The organism is Nocardioides sp. S5 (genome assembly GCF_017310035.1).
In the GTDB taxonomy this organism is placed as follows: Bacteria; Actinomycetota; Actinomycetes; order Propionibacteriales; family Nocardioidaceae; genus Nocardioides.
Window position 1 is genome coordinate 1,735,922 of the sequence record NZ_CP022296.1, and the last position, 19,187, is coordinate 1,755,108.

18 protein-coding genes are annotated in these 19,187 nt (G+C 67.0%); 9 read left to right on the forward strand and 9 right to left on the reverse strand.

The annotated features are described in order from the left end of the window. The first annotated feature begins 141 nt into the window (after positions 1-141). The 7 genes from CFI00_RS08710 (at position 142) to CFI00_RS08740 (ending at position 7,973) form a co-directional block, all read left to right on the forward strand. Entirely contained in the window at positions 142-426 is a 285-nt protein-coding gene (locus tag CFI00_RS08710) for a metal-sensitive transcriptional regulator (RefSeq protein ID WP_129479102.1), read from the forward strand. Between the two features lie 191 nt (positions 427-617). Then, positions 618-833 (forward strand): heavy-metal-associated domain-containing protein, encoded by a 216-nt coding sequence (locus CFI00_RS08715; RefSeq protein ID WP_207084792.1) that lies wholly within the window; start codon positions 618-620, stop codon positions 831-833. A gap of 50 nt (positions 834-883) precedes the next feature. Next, a complete protein-coding gene (locus CFI00_RS08720) occupies positions 884-3,202 on the forward strand; it encodes a heavy metal translocating P-type ATPase (RefSeq protein ID WP_207084793.1) in 2,319 nt (772 codons plus the stop codon). A 557-nt stretch (positions 3,203-3,759) separates the two neighbouring features. Beyond that, a complete protein-coding gene (locus CFI00_RS08725) occupies positions 3,760-4,989 on the forward strand; it encodes a M23 family metallopeptidase (RefSeq protein WP_207084794.1) in 1,230 nt (409 codons plus the stop codon). A gap of 83 nt (positions 4,990-5,072) precedes the next feature. After that, complete coding sequence (locus CFI00_RS08730) at positions 5,073-5,249, forward strand: hypothetical protein (protein WP_207084795.1); 177 nt, start codon at positions 5,073-5,075, stop codon at positions 5,247-5,249. Positions 5,250-5,457: 208 nt separating this feature from the next. Then, positions 5,458-7,053 (forward strand): N-acetylmuramoyl-L-alanine amidase, encoded by a 1,596-nt coding sequence (locus CFI00_RS08735; protein ID WP_207084796.1) that lies wholly within the window; start codon positions 5,458-5,460, stop codon positions 7,051-7,053. Positions 7,054-7,619: 566 nt separating this feature from the next. Further along, entirely contained in the window at positions 7,620-7,973 is a 354-nt protein-coding gene (locus CFI00_RS08740; RefSeq protein WP_207084797.1) for a hypothetical protein, read from the forward strand. A gap of 361 nt (positions 7,974-8,334) precedes the next feature. Here CFI00_RS08740 and istB read toward each other — a convergent pair whose 3' ends face one another. The 9 genes from istB to CFI00_RS08785 all read right to left on the reverse strand — a co-directional run bounded on the left by istB (position 8,335) and on the right by CFI00_RS08785 (position 17,619). After that, entirely contained in the window at positions 8,335-9,090 is a 756-nt protein-coding gene (gene istB / locus CFI00_RS08745) for an IS21-like element helper ATPase IstB (protein ID WP_277988362.1), read from the reverse strand. A gap of 49 nt (positions 9,091-9,139) precedes the next feature. Beyond that, positions 9,140-10,768 carry an IS21 family transposase gene (gene istA, locus CFI00_RS08750; RefSeq protein WP_207084799.1) on the reverse strand — a complete coding sequence of 543 codons (1,629 nt, stop codon included), beginning with the start codon at positions 10,766-10,768 and terminating at the stop codon, positions 9,140-9,142. 198 nt (positions 10,769-10,966) lie between these two features. Further along, a complete protein-coding gene (lnt, locus tag CFI00_RS08755) occupies positions 10,967-12,520 on the reverse strand; it encodes an apolipoprotein N-acyltransferase (protein ID WP_207084800.1) in 1,554 nt (517 codons plus the stop codon). Then, positions 12,517-13,113, reverse strand: a complete 597-nt coding sequence (locus CFI00_RS08760; protein ID WP_207084801.1) for a TlpA disulfide reductase family protein — start codon at positions 13,111-13,113, stop codon at positions 12,517-12,519. The genes lnt and CFI00_RS08760 overlap by 4 nt, the downstream gene beginning before the upstream one ends. Further along, the gene (gene lgt / locus CFI00_RS08765; protein ID WP_191281051.1) at positions 13,110-13,946 is read right to left on the reverse strand and encodes a prolipoprotein diacylglyceryl transferase; all 837 of its coding nucleotides are present in this window, start codon (positions 13,944-13,946) and stop codon (positions 13,110-13,112) included. Before lgt ends, CFI00_RS08760 begins: the two co-directional genes overlap by 4 nt. A gap of 384 nt (positions 13,947-14,330) precedes the next feature. Next, on the reverse strand, positions 14,331-15,329 hold the full coding sequence (locus tag CFI00_RS08770) for an IS481 family transposase (protein WP_207084802.1): 999 nt from the start codon (positions 15,327-15,329) through the stop codon (positions 14,331-14,333). Positions 15,330-15,445: 116 nt separating this feature from the next. Further along, complete coding sequence (locus tag CFI00_RS08775) at positions 15,446-16,297, reverse strand: M56 family metallopeptidase (protein ID WP_207084803.1); 852 nt, start codon at positions 16,295-16,297, stop codon at positions 15,446-15,448. A gap of 91 nt (positions 16,298-16,388) precedes the next feature. After that, a complete protein-coding gene (locus CFI00_RS08780; RefSeq protein WP_191281053.1) occupies positions 16,389-16,736 on the reverse strand; it encodes a BlaI/MecI/CopY family transcriptional regulator in 348 nt (115 codons plus the stop codon). Between the two features lie 25 nt (positions 16,737-16,761). After that, positions 16,762-17,619, reverse strand: coding sequence for a hypothetical protein (locus CFI00_RS08785; RefSeq protein WP_191281054.1), 858 nt, complete (start codon positions 17,617-17,619; stop codon positions 16,762-16,764). 121 nt (positions 17,620-17,740) lie between these two features. Between CFI00_RS08785 and CFI00_RS08790 the strand changes: the two genes are divergently transcribed. Further along, positions 17,741-18,301: a TlpA disulfide reductase family protein gene (locus tag CFI00_RS08790; RefSeq protein WP_191281055.1), complete on the forward strand. Its 561-nt coding sequence runs from the start codon at positions 17,741-17,743 to the stop codon at positions 18,299-18,301. After that, on the forward strand, positions 18,298-19,068 hold the full coding sequence (locus CFI00_RS08795) for a cytochrome c biogenesis protein CcdA (protein ID WP_242532745.1): 771 nt from the start codon (positions 18,298-18,300) through the stop codon (positions 19,066-19,068). The genes CFI00_RS08790 and CFI00_RS08795 overlap by 4 nt, the downstream gene beginning before the upstream one ends. Positions 19,069-19,187: the final 119 nt, after the last annotated feature.

Sequence of the window (19,187 nt, forward strand, 5' to 3'; positions counted from 1 at the left end):
CGCCCGACCCTAAAGACTGGGAACCGACCTCGATGAAGGTTCGATGAAGGTCTTTCCGACAACCTTGCATAGATACCCCGTGGGGGTATAGTCGAACCTCAGGCAGAGGACCCCAACCAGGTACAAGCAGAGGATGTCTCGATGGCTGTCGAACCGGGTTACATCACCGAGAAGCAGGCAGTCCTGACGAGGCTGCGCCGCATCGAGGGCCAGATCCGCGGCTTGCAGCGCCTGGTGGACGAGGAGCAGTACTGCATCGACATCCTCACCCAGGTCTCGGCCGCGACAAAAGCCCTCGAAGGCGTCGCGCTGCTTCTCCTCGACCAGCACCTCGAGCACTGCCTGACGGACGCCACCAACCCCGCCGAGACCCAGCAGAAGCTCAACGAGGCCTCGGCAGCGATCCGACGACTCGTCCGCTCATGATCGACCCGCCCAACGAAGGAGCACCAATGCCCACGACCGACACCAGCCGCGATCTCCCGTTGCTCGACACCGCCGCAAACCGCGGTGGGTGCGGCTGCGGAGGATGCGGCTGCGGATCCAACACCCGGACCGGAAGTTCCACTAGCACCAACACTGAATCGGCCGCCACCGCCGCAACGAAGGAGAACGAAATGACCACCAACACCTACGCCGTCACCGGCATGACCTGCGGCCACTGCGCCAGCGCCGTCACCAGCGAGCTCAAGAGCCTAGATGGGGTCAGCGACGTCACCGTGGACCTCGTTGCGGGCGGCACCTCGTCCGTCACGGTCACCAGCGCCGAACCCCTCGACGAATCGCAGGTGTCCGCCGCCCTCGACGAGGCCGGCGACTACCAGCTCGCCTGAGGATCCCGACCTTCACCTCAAACCACGATCCCCCGCAGGAGGCAACAGTCATGACACTGCAGACCAGCACGCCCGGTGGCCTCAACGACGTTGAGCTCGCAATCGGCGGGATGACCTGTGCCTCCTGCGCCGCGCGGATCGAGAAGAAGTTGAACAAGCTCGACGGCGTTTCCGCCACGGTCAACTACGCCACCGAGAAGGCCAAGGTCAGCTACCCGCCGCACCTCACCCCCGCCGACCTCGTCACCGTGGTGGAGGCCACCGGATACAGCGCGATCGCGCCGAGCCCGGCCGCCGGCGATGAAGACACCCGGGCCGACACCGAGTCCGACGACCGGGACCGCGAGGCCGCGAGCTGGCGCCAGCGCCTGATCGTGTCCGCCGTGCTCACTGCGCCGGTCCTGGCCATGTCGATGATCCCTGCGCTGCAGTTCGACAACTGGCAGTGGATCTCCCTGACCCTGGCCTCACCCGTCGTGGTCTGGGGAGCATGGCCGTTTCACCGCGCTGCCGTGACCAACGCCCGCCACGGCGCAGCCACGATGGACACCCTCATCTCCGTCGGAGTCTCCGCCGCCTGGCTGTGGTCGCTGTGGGCACTGCTCTTCACCCACGCGGGGATGACCGGGATGCGCATGCCGTTCGACCTCTTCCCCGACGGCGAGGCGGATGTCCACATCTACCTCGAAGTGGCGGCGGCGGTCACCACCTTCATCATCGCCGGCCGCTACTTCGAGGCCCGCGCCAAGCGACAGTCCGGGGCGGCGCTCCGCGCCCTGCTCGACATGGGCGCCAAGGACGTGGCCGTCCTCCGCGACGGCACAGAGGTGCGCGTGCCGGTGAGCCAGCTCGCGGTCGGGGACCGATTCCTCGTGCGGCCCGGTGAGAAGGTCGCCACCGACGGAGTCGTCGAGGACGGCACATCGGCCGTCGACGCCTCCATGCTCACCGGAGAACCGGTCCCCGTCGAGGTGGGCATCGGTGACGCCGTCGTGGGCGCCACCGTGAACGCCGGCGGACGCCTGGTGGTCCGGGCCACCCGAGTCGGAGCCGACACCCAGCTCGCCCAGATGGCACGGCTGGTCGAGGACGCCCAGAACGGCAAGGCGCAGGTTCAACGCCTCGCAGACCGGGTGTCGGCGATCTTCGTTCCCATCGTGATCGCTCTCTCCCTGGCCACGCTCGCCGGTTGGCTGCTGACCGGCCACAGCGTCACCGCGGCGTTCACCGCCGCAGTGGCGGTGCTGATCATCGCCTGCCCCTGCGCCCTCGGGCTGGCCACACCCACCGCGTTGCTCGTCGGCACCGGCCGCGGGGCCCAGCTCGGCGTGCTCATCAAGGGCCCCGAGGTGCTCGAGTCCACGCGGGTGGTCGACACCATCGTCCTGGACAAGACCGGCACCGTGACCACCGGACGGATGGAACTCGTCGAGGCCGTCCCCGCCGACGACGTCGACGGCGTCGACCTGCTCCGGCTGGTCGGGGCCCTCGAGAACGCATCAGAACACCCGATCGGTCAAGCCATCGCCACGGGCGCCAGCCAACGACTCGACCCGCAGCTGCCCGACGTTGAGGGATTCACCTCGTCCCAGGGCCTCGGCGTCGCTGGGGTCGTTGACGGCCACGCGGTGGTGGCGGGCCGGCCCGGCTGGCTTGCCCAGGAATGGAGCCAACCCCTCGACCCGCACCTCGCACGGGTGGTCGATTCTGCCGAGCAGGAAGGCCGAACCGTCATCGCCGCAGGCTGGGACGGCGCAGCCCGCGGCGTGCTGGTCGTCTCCGACGCCATCAAGCCCACCAGCGCGCTGGCCGTGACCGAGCTCAAGGAGCTCGGACTGCGGCCGGTGCTGTTGACCGGTGACAACGAACGGGCAGCCCGGGCGGTGGCCGCAGAAGTGGGCATCGACGAAGTCATCGCTGAGGTGCTTCCGGCCGACAAGGTGGCCGTGGTCGAGCGCCTGCAACGTGAGGGCCGCACGGTTGCGATGGTCGGCGACGGCGTGAACGACGCCGCTGCGCTCGCCACCGCGGATCTCGGCATCGCCATGGGCACCGGCACCGACGTCGCCATCGAGGCCTCGGACCTCACCCTCGTCCGCGGCGACCTGCGCGCCGCTGTCGACGCGATCCGGCTGTCTCGCCGCACCCTGCGGACCATCAAGGGGAACCTGTTCTGGGCCTTCGCCTACAACGTCGCGGCACTGCCCTTGGCCGCCCTCGGTCTGCTCAACCCGCTGATCGCGGGCGCCGCGATGGCCTTCTCCTCGGTGTTCGTGGTGTCCAACAGCCTGCGGCTGCGCCGGTTCCAGGCCATCTCCACCGCCGCTGTCGCGGCCGAGTCCAAGGTGGCGATCTCGACGTCGACCTAGTGCGAGTGGTGCTCGAGCGCCACATTGAGGAACATCTGACCGTACTCGGCGCCCTACGCGGGTCTCGTGGTCGACCAGCCCGTCATCCGTCTCGATCGGGGGGCTGCGGTCTCATCGACGTCGGCGTCGTTGTCACAGCGGCAGGGGTGATTACTGCCGGCTCGGCCGCCGGCGGCGCGGCGGTCCGGGTGTTGAGTCCCTATCTACTACGATACTTAGAAGATAAACAGCGTGCCCAGCTGGCACGACACGCCGAGGGAGTGGTCGCGGGTGCAGTGGTGGCAGGTGCTACTTGTCTTCGGCGGTGCCCCGGTGTTGCTTTTCTCCTGCATCTGGGCGTTGGTGTGGTTCACGACCAAACCCTCGGCCGTGCCGCCAGGTATCGCTAAGCCGTCCGGTGTTCCCAGCGGTGGCTCCCCCCCGATGGCTTCCCAAGGCGCGGAGATGCCATCCGCCGCGCCTGACCCGCAACCGGGTCACGCGCACGACGCGGCCAGCGACCAAGAATGGCCCGAGCGAGACGGGACGTGATGCTGGCTCTGGCGATGAGGCTGACTGTGGCTCTGACGACCCTGTCTCCCCTCGCGGCATCGGGGACGGCTGCAGTCGGTGCGGATGACCTCCACGACGCACGCGATGGCGCCGCAAGCCGTAGCCAGCGCGCCGAGCGCCGGGTGGGGGAGTCGAGCGCGGGACTCGCGGCCGCGACCGAACGCCTGCATGGTGCCCGCATCAGGCTTCAGGACGCCAAAGCGGAGCTCGCTGCGATGGGTAATGCCGTCGTTGCCGCCCGTGAGCGTGACCAGGCCCTGCGGTTGGATCTCCGGGACGCGGAGCATCGTCTCGGCGATGCCCAAGCGACCCTCTCCTCAGCGGTTGCTGGGGTGACAGTCCAGGAACAGGCGGTTGTCGACACCGTGGTCGGTCTCTACCAGGGGGATGACCCTGCGCTCTTAGCGCTGAGCTCGCTCCTCAACTCAGCCTCGACCGAGGATCTGGTGCGTCGCCAGTCGGCGACGGAGGCTCTGTTGGACAAGCAGACCCGCGTGTACGAAACGCTTCGGGCCACCCAGGTGCTGGCCGAGGTCGGCGAGAGACGGGTTGAGGAAGACGCACTGGAGGTGGCGACCAAGCAGCGAGCGGCTGCGGCAGGTCTTGACGACTTGAAGAAGGCGCGCAACCGAGCTCGGTCGGCTGCCCAGGAGGTCCGGGAATCGGTGCGGCAACGTCGGCGAGCGCGTCAGAGGGCAGAGCGCACACGCGCGCGCGACCTCGCCGTGCTGCGCCGGGCGGAAGCCGAGGAAGCCCGAATCCGCGAGCGCATCCGAGCTGCGGCGCGCCGTCGGGCCGCGCAGGCGGCACGAGGCAACGGCGTCTCAGCGGTCGTTGCCGATGGCTTCCTGATGGCCCCCGTCGCCGGTTCTGTGACGTCCCCCTTCGGCTACCGGGCGCACCCGATCTTCAAGTACTGGGGCCTGCACGACGGAATTGACTACGCGGCCGCCTGCGGTCAACCGCTGTGGGCCAGCGCCGCGGGTGTGGTGACGTCGATGTACTACTCGGATGTCTACGGCTATCGCCTCTTTGTGGACGTCGGTGGAGCCGGCGGCAAGGGCGTGACCCTCGTTTACAACCACGCTGCTGGTTACTCGGTGGACGTCGGCGATCGCCTGCGCCGTGGACAGGTCATCGGGTCCGTCGGCAACTCGGGCTGGTCCACCGGATGCCACCTACATTTCACGGTGCTTGCCAACGGCAGTCCAGTGGATCCGGAGGGCTGGTATTGATCGGCGAGCGGGCGAGGGTCTGGCTAGCGACGTGCATCATGCAGAGGAGTGAGGGAGTGCAGATGAGGGGCATGGTGGCGTCCGTGGCACAAATTCTAGTGGCGACCTCGCTCGTGGCCATCGGCGCCTGGTTGACGTACTACGGCCTCGGCCTGAGCGGTGGCGGCGAGTCTCGGTCGTGGGCGATGTTCGGACCGCTCCTTGCTGGGTTGGGTGTCGCGCTCTTCATCGTGGTCGTCAACAGCCGCAGGAATCATTGAACAACACCCATCCTGTCTAACTACTATGTGACGTAGGATCAATCGTGTGACTGATGATGCTGAAGTGACGCAGCCGCCTCGCCCAATCACAGCCCGTCGGAGGCACATGCTCAAGGCGGCGGGGGGTTTGGCAGCGATCGCGGCAGCCGGGGTCTCCGCGCGTTTGCTGGATGACGACTCGAGATCTCGCCAACAGCCCGGTGGACTCGTGCTGAAGACCCACGAGACCTCCGACATGGCTTCGCTCGAGCTTCCCGTCACCGATGATTCGTTAAGCGCTGCGGGGTCGCAGCGTTGGCGCTCAGATCGCCTTGAGACCACGACGTACACCATGGCGGCGTTCATCTGGGCGGCCGACAGTGAGGCTTCGCCTTCGTTCCGTATCCGCTCGCGTCGGGGCGGCGACTGGGGACGGTGGACCGCGGTGCCCCCCATGCACGGGGGGCAGGACGCGAAAGCAGAAGGTCGCTCGGAGCACACAGGGACCGAGCTGGCGTGGGTCGGGCGTTCGACAGCGATCCAGTTCGAGGTCTCGGGCGCCCGCCCGGACAAACTGCGGCTCGTCCTGCTCTATCCCAGGCCCAGCCGGTCGGACTCGTTGCTTGGCACACGCTCGATCGGTTCCTTGTCGAGCAAGAGCGCGCCGGCGGTGCTGGAGCCGATGCTGTTCTCCCGTCAGGACTGGGGTGCGGACGAGACCTGGCGGAATGGCCGACCCGCCTACAACCACATGATGCAGCAGGTCCACGTCCACCACACGGCCAACGCCAACGACTACTCGAGCGATCAGGTGCCGACACTCATTCGTGGCATCTACCGCTACCACACCCACTACCTGGGCTGGTCCGACATCGCTTACAACTTTCTCGTCGATCGCTTCGGCGGGGTCTGGGAGGGGCGTGCCGGGGGACCGGAGCGCTTGGTACGGGGCGCGCACACGCGAGGATTCAACTCGTCCTCGACCGGCATCGCTGTGATCGGAAACTTCGACGAAGTGCGCCCGGCCCGCTCGGTCCTCCGGTCCGTGGCGCAGATCGCAGCGTGGAAGGTGCACGAGAATGGTGGCTGGCCGAGGGGCAGGGTTCGTGTCCGGTCCGAAGGCAGCGATCTTTACGATGCCAATGACCTCGTCCTGTTGCGCGTCATCGCTGGGCACCGGGACACCAACGAGACGGCGTGTCCAGGGCGGTACCTCTACGACGCCCTCCCGATCATCCGCCGACGCGCAGGGAAGCTCATCCGAGAAGCCGAGGTCGCCTCGCAGCCCGTGCAGATCCTGGCCCCCGCCACGATCACTGGCACGGCCAGCGTGGGTTCCCAGCTGCTCCTGCAGCCGGGCGCCTACGATCCGCCAGATGCCGCCCTGACGATCGAGTGGCTTCGCAACGGGATGGAGATCGTCGGAGCGACCCAGACCACCTATGTAGCCGCTCCCGAGGACTTCGGAACGCAGCTTTCTGCCCGCGTGACTGCGACGTACGAAGGACGCGTCCAGGCAAGCCAGCTGTCGTCGATGGTCGGCCCGGTGACTGCAGTTCCGAGCGCCAAAGTCCGCACCGTTGGCGGCCCTGGCAGCGCTCAGATCAAGGTCAATGTCCAAGCCCCGGCCGGAGTGGCGGTGAGCCCTGCCGGAGATGTCGAGGTGAGTCTGGGAGGCCGTCGGCGCTCTGTGCGGCTCGTCGACGGACGGGCATCTGCACGGTTCAAGGGTCTGAAACCCGGCCGTCGTCGGGTGTCGGTCCGATACTTGGGTGCCGACGGCCTGACTTCCGTCGAGGCCAGCGGCGACGTGCGGATCGGGTGACCCACCGGATCAGATCCCGGCATACGAGGGCAGTTTGAGGATCCATAAGTTGACGCCGAACAGGTGACCAAGAGAAGCCGAGTACCCCAGAACGGCAACGGCGTCTTGGGCTTAGTCATCCCGGAGCGCAGCGTCGCCAGCGATGTCACGGCAGTCCAAAGTTCATCGCAGTCACCGGGTGTCCCACACTCTGCACCTCGCGCGTTCCCCGCGCGAACTTTTGCCGTCATGGCAGGCGCGATCTGGGCCGAGAATGCGTGGACGCTACTGAGGCGGGAAACCCTAGGAGACTCGGGGCCTTCACCACCTGCGTCGTCGATGCCGCCTACCTGCACGCATAGGCCACCCCTCGATGGTGCTGCAAGCGGGCGGCAATGCTGGCTGGCTATGTCGACCAGTTCTGGCAGCGGTTGTCGATGAGAACTGGGAGCAGTAGGGGCGAGGCGGCCCGAAATTGTCGATGAGTGCCGGCAGCACTTCATCGAGGCCGAAGATCCCTTCGACGCACGCGTTGCCCAGCCTGCCCTGGGCCTGCACGTGTCGCCGGTGACGGGGAAACAACAACTATGCGCTCGAAGATCTTCACATGCGCGGCAGTCACGTTCGCCGCGACCTTGGTCATGGCGTCGCCCGCCTCGGCCAACAGCTTCTCGGCGACCACCACGGGAGTCACTGCGAGCTGGACGGACGGCTCAAACACGCTGACCGCCAGCGACACGGCAACGGACGGATATGGCGCAGCCGCGCAGCTGCTTCGTCCGAACGGTGCGGTCGAGACTGTCTATGCCTTGGGCGGTGCCGGCAGCTCGAACTCGGCAAGCTACTCCATCACTGAAGATGCAGGGATCTCCATCCGAGCTTGCAGGACCAACGGGGGATCCATCGTTTCGTGCGGTGGATGGGTGAACGGTTTCTCCTGACAGACCGCGAGCTGGGCGCGAGATCTCAGTTCTCTCGCGCCCAGCTCGGGACTGGCGTGTTTCTCACATGCCTCGAAGAGCCAGCAGTAGCAACGTCGTGAGCGCCAGGACTACTACGAGAAGTAGCGAAGCCTTGAGCGCCGTCTGTAGCCGCCGGCGACGGAGTCCCTGACTCCTGACGAAATCCAGGTCCGGCTCGCCGGGAGGGGGCTCGTCCATCTCAGCATTCAGCTCAGCCTTCAGGAGCTTGACTAGTTCTTCTTGATTAGCGTCCAACTCATTCCTCCATGTGATGTGGGGCCTACGTCGATAGAAGACGTAGTGGGGACGGGATCCGTTGGCTCGAAGGTCGCTCGGATCTCTACGCGCTGCCCCGCTGTGCGTGGGCGAGTCGGTAGGAGTCGGTGCCAGTCTCGATGATGTTGCCGCCGAACGTGAGGCGATCGACGATGGCGGCGCACAGGCGTGGGTCGGTGAAGGTCTTGGTCCAGCCGGAGAATGACTCATTCGAGGCGATGGCGACCGAGGCCTTCTCTTCGCGTTCGGTGAGGACTTGGAACAGGAGTTCCGCGCCGCGGCGGTCGAGTTGCATGTAGCCGAGCTCGTCGATGCAAAGCAGGTCGACGCGGCCGTAGCGGGCGATGGTCTTGGTCAGGACCATCTCGTCGGCGGCTTCGACCAGCTCGTTCGCGAGCTTCGTCGCAAGGGTGTACTTGACTCGGTGTCCGGCCATCGCTGCCTCGGTCGCGAGGGCGATGAGCAGATGGGACTTGCCGGTACCGGAGTCGCCGATCAGGCACAGCGGGAGGCCCTTCTTGACCCAGTCGCTCTTGGCGAGGGTGTGGATGGTGGCCGGGTCGATGTTCGGGTTGGCCTCGAAGTCGAAGTCGCGCAGCGCCTTCTCTCGGGGGAAGCCGGCGGCCTTGATGCGGCGCTCGGAGCGTCGTCGCGCCCGGTCGTCGCATTCGGCCAGCAGCAGGTCGGCGAGGAATCCGCGGTAGGACATCTGCTCGCGGCTCGCGAGGTTGGCGTGATCATCGAACCGGGCCCGGATGGTGGGCAGCCGTAGCATCCGGCACGCCTGGTCGATGGCCGCGTCGGCGGCTTCTTCTGTCATCCCGCGTCGCCTGCGAGTCGTTGGTTGAGTCATGGGGCACGGCTTCCTCTCATGTTTGGCCGCGCCGTCGGCTCGGCAGCAGTTGGTCGTACTGGTCGACAGTGGGCAACGGACGAGTGTCCGGGGGCAGCTGTGCGGCCCGAAGTCGTCGTTCGGTGAGCGAGGGCACCCGGTCGGTGTCGACTGGCGACGCCACCGGCGGATCGACGGGCACGGCTGGCTCGTCGGTGTCGCTGACCTTGCGGACCTCCAGTGCGACAGCGTCGGCGGTCAGTGCACCCGCGCGGAGTGCGGCGGCGAGGCCGGCAACGACTTGCTCGTGCGCGGTGTGTCGGTGAAGGAGAAGTACCGCGATCAGTGCCCGGGTCCCTTCGGCGTCACCGTGCGCCCGGCGGGCTGCGGTCCACCATGCATCGTGGATCGGCGTGAAGCGACCGGTTGCGCGGGCCTGTTCCAGGGCGGTGGCTCCGGGCATTGCTCCGGGCTTGCGCAGGAGGGCTTCGAGGTAGTGATCGAGCTCCAGGCGCGCGCCAGCCTTGGTCATCAGGCGTTCGTGACGAGCCACCTCGGTCTGGCCGTCGTAGACGATGAGGTCGGAAGCTCGCAGCAGGATCCGCACGTTGCGGCCGATGAAGCGGGTGGGCACCGAGTAGCGGTTCGTGCGGACCGTGACCTGGGCGTAGCGGTCGACGCGCGGGGTGAACCAGCGGCCGGTCTCGAACCGGTCGATCGGCAACGGCACCAGCAGTGGTTGCTCGATCGCGAAGTGTTCGCCCACGGTCTTGGCGCGGTTGCTGATCCGACGTTCGTCGTCCTCGGTGTCCCAGCGGTCGACCATCTCGTTGAGCTCGACGAGGGAGTCGACCTCTGGAACCGGGACGAGGTGGTTGCGGCGGAACCAGCCGATGTCGCCTTCGACACCGCCCTTCTCGTGCGCCCCGGTCAAGCCAGACTGACAGTAGAAGGCGTCGAAGCCGTAGTGGGAACGGAACGCGATCCACTTCTCGGTCTCGACTCGCTGGCGACTGAACCCGATGACCTGGGCAACCGCGGCCTTGAGATTGTCGTAGCGGATCTTGCCGACCGGGACGCCACCGAGGACGCTGAATGCGTGCACATGGCCCTCCAGGAACGCCTCCTGCCCGGCGGACGCGAAAATGCGGTGCACTGCTTTGCCCGAGTACGACAGCCGCAACGAGAACAACGCACACACGACCTGCTGGCCCGAGAGTTTGATCGAGACGTCGCCGAAATCGACCTCGGCCTCAGCGCCGGGGAGGTGGGTTTGAGGGATGAACGCGGCGGCGGGCTCGCGGCCTGCTTCGATGCGGATCTCGCGCCGACGCTCCGCGACATACCGCCGGACGATTCCGTAGGTCAGTCCCTCAGCCGAGTGTTCGTCGAGGAGGCGATCGAAGATCCGCTTGGTGGTGTGCCGCTGCTTGCGCGGTGCGTCAAGGTCGATCCGGAGCCACTCATCGATGATCGGCTTGTGCGCGTCCAGGCGAGACGGTCGCGCCGGCAGCGGCTTACGGGGTTCTGGCCACACCGACGCGAGCGCCGCAACGACGGTCGCATGGCCCACCTGATGCTTGCGTTGCAACGCCCGGATAGACAGCCCCGAGCGTGCATCACGCCGGATGGCTGCATACAGCTCCACCCGAGAATCTGGCGGCACCACCCACCCCTGAGGGAACGAACGAATCCGTCCATACTGCGCCAGCCCCTGGGGTGCTGTCGACAGTCATCGACAACGACTTCACCGGTCGAGGTAGTGCTTCTGCCTCACACCGACATGTGCTGTCGAATCTGATCGACAGAATCAGCTGGCCCGCGCAGAAAGGCAGAGCGGCAGCGGGGGCAGTCCGAGGCGTGGTCAGCGAGCGCCAGATCCACCTGGCGTCGCCGATGACGCTAGCGGCCCACGCGATCGCAGTCGGCGGACAAGGACCCCGACCAAGCCGAGGAGGGCGAGGGAGACGGCCCCGCGTCCGGGCCACGGCCCCCACCGCATCGCGGGCGTGAGGGTCCGGGCGAGCGGGACTTCCACGACCGCACTGGCGGTGCCTCTGGTGGCCAGCCTGGCGATCACCTGCCCATCGGGACCGATAGCTCCTGAGACGCCGTTGACGGACGCGACCACCACCGCACGCCCGGACTCAATGGCCCGAACGCGACTGATGTCCCACTGCTGCTCCAGCTGCGCGGTGCCCAGGAACATCGCATTGCTCGTCTGGACGGTAACCAGCGATGCGCCCCGACGTACCTGTGGAGCAATGACGTCGTCGTAGGCCACATCGAAGCACAGCGCGTCGGCGACGGGGATGCCAGCCACGTCGAGGGGCGCACCTACCGTGCCCGCGACCATGTCGCGAGGAATCTCGATCAGACGGTTCGAGACCCTGGTGGCAAGGCTTCGCCAAGGGACGTACTCACCGAACGGCACCAGATGTCGCTTGGTGTAGCGCTGACCTGGTGCGCCACTGGATGACCAGACGATGCCTTGGTTGCGGGCGCCATCCGCGCCCGGCCCGTCCGTGACGGACCCGGCCAGAAGCGGTACACCCGTCGCGCGCGCGGTCTCCCGGATCGCGCGATTGGCTCGCTCGTCCGTCACCGGGTCCACGGCCGTCGCGTTCTCCGGCCAGAGCACGAAGTCAGGTGCAGGTTGGCCAGAGGCGTCACGTCGCGCGAACAGAGCCAACGTCTCGCGGGCGTGGTTGTCAGTGACCTCGCGGTGGTAGTCCACCAGCCGGTTGCCGGCACCGGGAACTCCGCCCTGCACGATTGCCACGCGCGCGTTGTCGTCGGTCCGAGGCTGCTTCGCGGCCATGGTGGCCGGCGCCATCGATGCGGCCGCCACGAGCCCTGCCACCCCGAGGGGCGCGGCGCGTGGGCCGCGAGACACGACCAGACGCCCGGTCGCGGCGCCTACCAGGGCCAGGACAAAGGTGGTGATGGTCACCCCGCCCCACTGCAACCACCCCTGCCACACGGTGTCCAGTGCGGAGAATCCGAGACGCCCCCACGGCAACCCTCCCAATGGCCACGCTGAACGCAACACCTCCACCGCCGTCCACAGAACGGCCGTCCACCACGCCACCCCTGGCAAGGAACGCACGGTCGCGATAGCGCTGCCCAGCAAGGCGAACCAGCCAGCCTGCACAGCAACCAGCGCCAGCCATGCGCCAGGGCTGATCGAACCCGAGAGCCACCAGAGCAGCGGGCCAAGGAAGCCGAGGCCGAAAGCGGCTCCGGCCAGGGCTCCGGCCCGCCACGTGCCCGACCAGGCCACCGCGCTGAATACGGCTACTGCGGGGATCGACAGCGCCGGCAGGTCCACAGGCTGGTAGGCGCCCGCAAGGAGAGCGCCCGACCCCAGGGCGAGGAGCGGCCGCACGGCGGTCCGGCCGGGTTCCGCGCCGCTCACCGTCCGTCCCGGTCGTCGGCCTCTTCGAGCACCGACTCGAGCAATGCCCTCAGGGTTGCGGCCGACACTGCGCCGATGACACGAGCAGCAACCCGTCGCTCAGGGTCAACCACGACGGTCATCGGGACGGCGGCGGTGGTGAGCAGCCCGCCGAACGCGAGCGACACCCGGGGGGAGTCCGACGTGGTCACGCTGTCGTACGAGATCTTGAACCGTCTCTCGAAGGCGAGGGCAGCGGCGTCGTTGTCGCGCACGTTGAGACCCAGGAACTCGACGCCGCGATCGTCGTACTGCTGGGAGACCTCGCGAAGGACGGGTGCCTCGACGCGACAGGGGCCGCACCAGGAACCCCAGACGTTGACGACTGTGACCACACCGTCGAGGCGCGAGGAGCTGACCTCCGAACCGTCAAGGAGGACGGCCTCGAAGTCGTCGACCACGACACGGTCGGGCTCTGCGATTTCGACGATCGCGGGATCGGGAGACCCGGTCCGGTCGGTCGCCTCGCCGCCTGAGCAACCGGCGAGTGCACCAGCGATCACCACCACACCCACCAGGGTCACGAGAAGGCCGGGCGTTGCTCGTCGCGTCACGGCACCAGCTCGCCGGTCGATCCACGAGCTTCGACCGCATGTGCCCGCCGAGTGGCAATGGAGAAGGCCACAGCCGCAGCGACAAACACGGCGATGCTGGTCCACACGTTGAGGCGGACCCCGAGGACATGGTTGACGGTGTCGATGCGCAGGTATTCGATCCAACTGCGTGCGGCGGTGTAGCCCATGACGTACACCGCGAAGAGCTGTCCGCCGGTCATCCGGAACCGTCCTCCGACCCAGATCAGCAGTCCGGCCAGTCCGAGATTCCACATTGACTCGTACAGGAAGGTCGGGTGGAACGTCGTCTGTGCTTCGTAGCCGACCGGACGATGCTCGGGGTCTATGCGAAGACCCCACGGCAGGTCCGTGGGTCTACCGAACAGCTCCTGGTTGAACCAGTTTCCCCAGCGCCCAATGGCCTGGGCGAGCGGGATGGCGGGTGCGAGCGCCCACGCCAGCTCGGAGAAGGAGATGCCCGCGCGGCGTGCTCCGATCCACGCACCCACGGCACCCAGAGCGATTGCCCCCCAGATGCCCAGGCCTCCGCGCCAGACAGCAAAGGCGTTCCACGGGTTCTGTCCGTCAGCGAAGTACAGCTGGGGGTCGGTGATGACGTGGTAGAGGCGACCACCGACGATGCCGAAGGGAATGGCCCACAGGGAGACGTCCGAGACTGCGCCCGGCTCGCCTCCTCGTGATACCCAGCGACGCTCGGCGAGCCAGATGGCAGCGATGATGCCGATGATGATGCAGAGCGCGTACGCGCGCAGGGGCAGAGGACCGAGGTACCAGACGCCTTGCGCAGGACTTGGCAACGACAGAGGAAGCACCTGGGGCCCTCAGATCCTCGGGTTGGGGTCCAGGGCGATGGCACCTGCCACGGCGAGAACGGCCGCCATCGGGTAGCCCACCAGGAGATCCTGCCAGCCCATCGACAAGGGGAGTGGCTGGAACCCGCCATGGGCGACCACGTGCTGGACCGCGATGACCCCAGCAAGCACGAACAACGACCACGAAAGCACCCGCCGTCGCGTCCAGTTCGACAACTGTCTGTCGGCCGCGCTCTTCTGCGCTCGCCACCTCATACGTGCCATCTTGGTCCTATCCTCGGCGTCTCCTAGGGAGGATAGTAGATGGACGTCAAAGGGCGCGGACGATCCCGGTCGATTCAGAATCCTGGCGGTCGTGCTGATGCGTGTTGTCGCGGGGACTGGCTAACTGTGATGTCCAGGCACGTTGTTCAGTCGGGTGATCGGCGGCCGGCCTCCGATGGCGGAGTGGGCGCGGTGGTGATTGTAGAAGTGCAGCCAGGTCGGCAACGCGGTGTTGCGTTGCTCGGTTGATTCGTAGAAGCGGGCATAAGCCCAGCCGTCGGCCAGGGTGCGGTGAAATCTCTCGATCTTGCTGTTGGTCTGCGGGCGGTAGGGGCGAGTCCGTTTCGGTGTGATCCCGAGCTCGGCGCATGCGTCGCGCCAGGCGTGGGACTTGTAGGCCGAGCCGTTGTCGGACAACACACGCTCGACGCTCACGCCGTGGTCGGCGAACCACGCGACCGCGCGTTGCATGACACCGATCGCAGTCGCGGCCCGCTCGTCGGTGCAGATCTCGGCGTAGGCCAAGCGGGAGTGGTCGTCGATCACGGTGTGTACGTAGGCGGTTCCGATGAGCGGCCGGTACCGCTTGCCGCGCTCCCCGGTCCTGCGGGCGGTGGCTTCGGCGTTGTGGCGCCCCTGGGTGCGTCCCACGTACCGCCAGCCGCCGCCGTCAGGGATGTTGCCGAACTTGGTGACGTCGACGTGGATCAGCGAACCGGGGTACGGGTGCTCGTAGCGGCGCAAGGGCTCACCGGTGACACGGTCGATGCGGGACAGACGGTTGATCCGACACCGCACCAGCACCGCGTGCACGGTGGAGGCCTGCATGCCGAGCCTGCCGGCGATCTGGACCGGCCCCAGTCGGTGACGCCACCGCAGTCGCACGATCTGACGCACCACCTCCGGGCTGGTCCGGGTCGGGCTGGTCTTCGGCCGCGAGCTGCGATCGACCATCCCGGCCGGCCCCTCGTTCCGGTAGCGATCAGCCCACTTCTTGGCGGTACGCGGGGCGACCATGAACATCTTGGCTGCTGCGGCATGGGTCCAACCGCGGTCGACAACGAGCTGGGCAAGCCTCAGACGGGCTCGCGGGGTTAGGGCAGCGTTAGCGTGGGACACGAGGGCCTCCGGTCGGTGAAGCGTTGAACTAGACAGCTCCACTTCACAACCGGGGGCCTTCACCTGTCAGGCAGGCTCACCGATTCCGGGCGGTACAACCTCCCTGGACATCACAGCTAACCGATGAGGCACATGCCTTCCCACGCCATCGCAACGACAGGCGCGGCGACCAGGGCGAGTGGCACGACGACGAGCCCTGCGATGGTCACACCGGCGACAACCGCGCGGTGTCGCGGCAAGCCGGCCTTCTGATCGGTCAGGCGTACGAGGCGGGTCTCGACGTCACTGGCGCTCGCGGCGAGCGTCCCCGACGGAGCAGGAATGCGGGCGAGGTGGAGGAGCGCCGACCGCAGAGGTGCGACTCCGACGCGCTTCCGAGCGGAGTCATCGGCGGAAAGCTCTGCGAAGAGCCGTACGTGTGGCAACGCGGTTCGGAACGCAGGGAAGAAGGGCGCGAGCGTCCCGAAAGTGATGCGACAGATCATGAGGGCCGCGTGGTGGCGCTGGCGCAGGTGAGCTGCCTCATGGGCGACGACGGCATCGAGCTCGCACGGGTCGAGTGAGTCCAGGAGCGCACTTGTCACGACAACTCGGTGCCGCCGACCGCCGATGCAGAACGCATAGGGAGCGTGATGGTCAAGAACGAGCACCCCAGGAACGATGCCGGCGTGGCCAACCAGGTCGAGCATGGCGACGCGAGCCCGACGCTCGTTTGCATCCTGACGCCAGATCGAGAGGGTGCACCACAGGGTACGCGTCGCCAGGATGCTCAGGCTGGCCAGCCCGAGGGTCGCAACAACCGTGCCCCCGGGAGAGGCGTAACCGTGCTTGAGGTTTTCGACGCACACGTTGAAGAGCTGCGCCAGGTCGCCGCGAACATGCTGGAAACCGATCGCCAGAGCGGCGCCGGCGGCGGCGATGCTCAACAGCACCGAAGTCGCCAGCGCCTGCCACGCTGCGATCGCCAACCGTGGGGCTCGTGCGGTCCATCGTGCCTGAGTCAGCGCCGAAACTCCCCATGTACCCGCGGTTACTGCGAAGGCAACGAGGACCAGAGCGCTAGTCACCGATGGCCCGTTTCAAGCGCTCGACCTCGGCGGGCGACATCCGGTCCAGGAATCGCAACAGGGTGACCGAGCTGTCCCCACTGTCGCTGAGAAGCTCATGCATGAGATCCGCGGTGTGTTCCGCTCGACCTTTGGTCGGTCGGTAGAGGTAGGCGCGCCCCGCCTTGTCCCTGGCCAGGAAGCCCTTGCGGTGCAAGTTGTCCAGGACGGTGAGCACTGTGGTGTAGGCCAGTGGCGGCTCGCGATCCATGCGTTCCAGGACGTCGCGGACCGCTAAGGGTCGGTCGGCGGACCAGACATGCTCCATGACGACGGCTTCGAGTTCGCCCAGTGGACGCATACCGACCCCTCCTACGTGTAAGACCTCAGGTGAGGAGATCCCATTCCCCGTTCACAGACGTGTAGAGCTGCGCGCGTTCGCCAGACAGTACCGCCACGACGAGCTCGCCGTCCGAAGTGTAGGTGGCAGCGCTGGCCCCAGCGGGTACTTCGAGCAGTGTCCAGGTGGCTCCGCTGTCGTTGCTGGACTCAGACCCATCCATGCCAATCGTCACCATCCGCTGGCCGGAGGCGTCGACAGCTGCCGCCATCGAGCCCGAGGACGTGCCCATCGACGCCCACGTGGCACCGCCGTCGGTGGTCTTCACCACGCCAGATTGCATGGACGGGGCAACGGCCACGTCGGGGTTGGACGGATCGACCCATATGGTCCCCATGAAGTCCAGGCCGGCGGCGCTGGCCGACTCGAAGGTCGTTCCGCCGTCATCCGACACGACGACACCGAACTCCGGTGACGTGACGTACACGCGCTCGCCGACTGCTCCGACCGCGTGGACGTCGCTCCCGGGGAGGTCCTGGACCACATCGAACGTCGACCCGTTGTCGAGAGAGCGGTAGAGCCCACCATGAGCGCCGGCCAGAAGCGACGCGCCTGCCTGCGCCCACGCCATGACGTCTTTGTCGTCCAGGGCATCGATCTGCGTCCACGCGCCGCTCGTTGCACGGTAACCGGCACCGTTGTGGCCGGCGGCAAACAGCCGATCGCCCACCTCGCCCACGGCGTGGAGGTCACCGCCGACGCGGGGCCCGTCCTCCGCTGCGCTCCCACGCGTCGCGAGCGTGCCCACAACGATCACGACCACGGTAACTGCCAGCAGGGGGTAGACGAGCCGGCGCGCCTTGGCGGACAGGCCAAGTACGCGATCACGCGGCTGAGTGGGCATGAGGCACGTCCTTCACTGCCTCCGGGTTTCGAAAGACGGAGGCTATCGGTCTAGTATCAACTACTAACGATAGTAGATGGGTGATGCTGTGGCTGGGCGCGCGAGGTCGTCAAGGGGGCCCATGGTGGCGGTGATCGTGGTCGGCCTGGTGTCGCTCGCGCTGTGGCAGGCCAGTCAGCTCAGCGGTGCGTCTTCGCGAGCAGGTTCCCCGAGCTTCGGGACGGGCACGACGCTCTATCCCGGTGAACGAGGAATCCCGCTGCCGAAGCTCGAGGGGCCGACCCTGGGGGAGGACACCACTCTCTCCGTGGCCGATCAGCTCGGACATGTCCTGGTCATCAATGTGTGGGGATCGTGGTGCGGCCCCTGTCGAGCCGAGGCCCCGGACTTGGCCGCGATCTCGCAGGAGACGGCGCGGCGGGGCGTGCGTTTCCTGGGCATCGACGTGCGCGACGAGCCGGCTGCCGCGATCAAGTTCGAGCGCACCTACGGGATCACCTATCCCAGCTTCGACGACCGGGACGGATCTCTGCTCGCCAAATTCAACGGAATAGTTCCGGTCAGCGCGGTTCCGTCGACGCTGGTGGTCGACGAAGCCGGCGTGGTCCGCGCACGGGTGATCGGTCGTGTCGATCGATCCACGTTGCGCTCGTTGATCGCGGACACGGAGAAGATCCAGTGACTCTCGCGTCTCTCGGAGAGGCTGTCGCCTACGGTCCGCTGCTGCTTGCCATTCCGATCGCAATGGTGGCGGGGCTCGTCTCCTTCGCAAGCCCGTGCTGCCTTCCCCTCGTCCCGGGCTACCTCGCCTACGTCAGCGGAGCATCAGGTGCCGACGTGGCAGCAGGGTCCGGCAGGCAAGGACGCTCGCTCACGATCATCGGCTCAGTGATGTTCGTGCTCGGATTCTCGGCCGTGTTCACCAGCTACGGGACGCTGTTCGGCGCCGCTGGCTCGACCTTGATCCAGTACCAGGACGCGATCGTGCGCGCGTTGGGGGTCGTCACGATCATGCTTGGGCTCGTCTTCGCCGGTGTGCTCGGCTTCATCCCCGGGACAGCTCGGACGTTTCGCCTTGGCTACCAACCTCAGGTGGGGATCGCGGGTGCGCCGCTGCTAGGGGTGATGTTCGGTATCGGCTGGACTCCGTGCATCGGGCCGACGCTGGCGGCCGTGCTGTCGCTCGCCACCACGAGTGGAACGGCAGGACGGGGCGCGCTGTTGTCCTTTGCCTACAGCCTGGGACTTGGCGTCCCGTTCGTGCTCGCCGCCTTCGGTGTCTCTCACGTCTTCAGGGCCTTCGCGTTCGCCCGCCGACATGCCGCAGTTGTCACGCGGGGGGGCGGTGCGCTCTTGGTCCTGCTCGGGATCTTGCAGGTGACCGGAGTGTGGGGAGACTGGTTGGCCAGGATGAGCACTCTCATCGGCACCTGGCAAGTCCCGCTGTGAATGCCACGGGGTGCGCGGGCTGCACCGGACCCGAGATGTCGCTCGCCCGCGTCGTTGAGCGTCGGCGAGGTGGGGCTCATGATCGCCCCGGTTGCTGACTTCGACCAGATGTTCTTGCC

Excerpts from the sequence above, each read along its gene's own strand:
- CFI00_RS08710 (WP_129479102.1), top strand. The coding sequence starts at position 142 with ATGGCTGTCGAACCGGGTTACATCACCGAGAAGCAGGCAGTCCTGACG.
- CFI00_RS08715 (WP_207084792.1), top strand. The coding sequence starts at position 618 with ATGACCACCAACACCTACGCCGTCACCGGCATGACCTGCGGCCACTGC.
- CFI00_RS08720 (WP_207084793.1), top strand. The coding sequence starts at position 884 with ATGACACTGCAGACCAGCACGCCCGGTGGCCTCAACGACGTTGAGCTC.
- CFI00_RS08740 (WP_207084797.1), top strand. The coding sequence starts at position 7,620 with ATGCGCTCGAAGATCTTCACATGCGCGGCAGTCACGTTCGCCGCGACC.
- istB (WP_277988362.1), bottom strand. The coding sequence starts at position 9,090 with ATGACAGAAGAAGCCGCCGACGCGGCCATCGACCAGGCGTGCCGGATG.
- CFI00_RS08780 (WP_191281053.1), bottom strand. The coding sequence starts at position 16,736 with ATGCGTCCACTGGGCGAACTCGAAGCCGTCGTCATGGAGCATGTCTGG.
- CFI00_RS08785 (WP_191281054.1), bottom strand. The coding sequence starts at position 17,619 with ATGCCCACTCAGCCGCGTGATCGCGTACTTGGCCTGTCCGCCAAGGCG.
- CFI00_RS08790 (WP_191281055.1), top strand. The coding sequence starts at position 17,741 with ATGGTGGCGGTGATCGTGGTCGGCCTGGTGTCGCTCGCGCTGTGGCAG.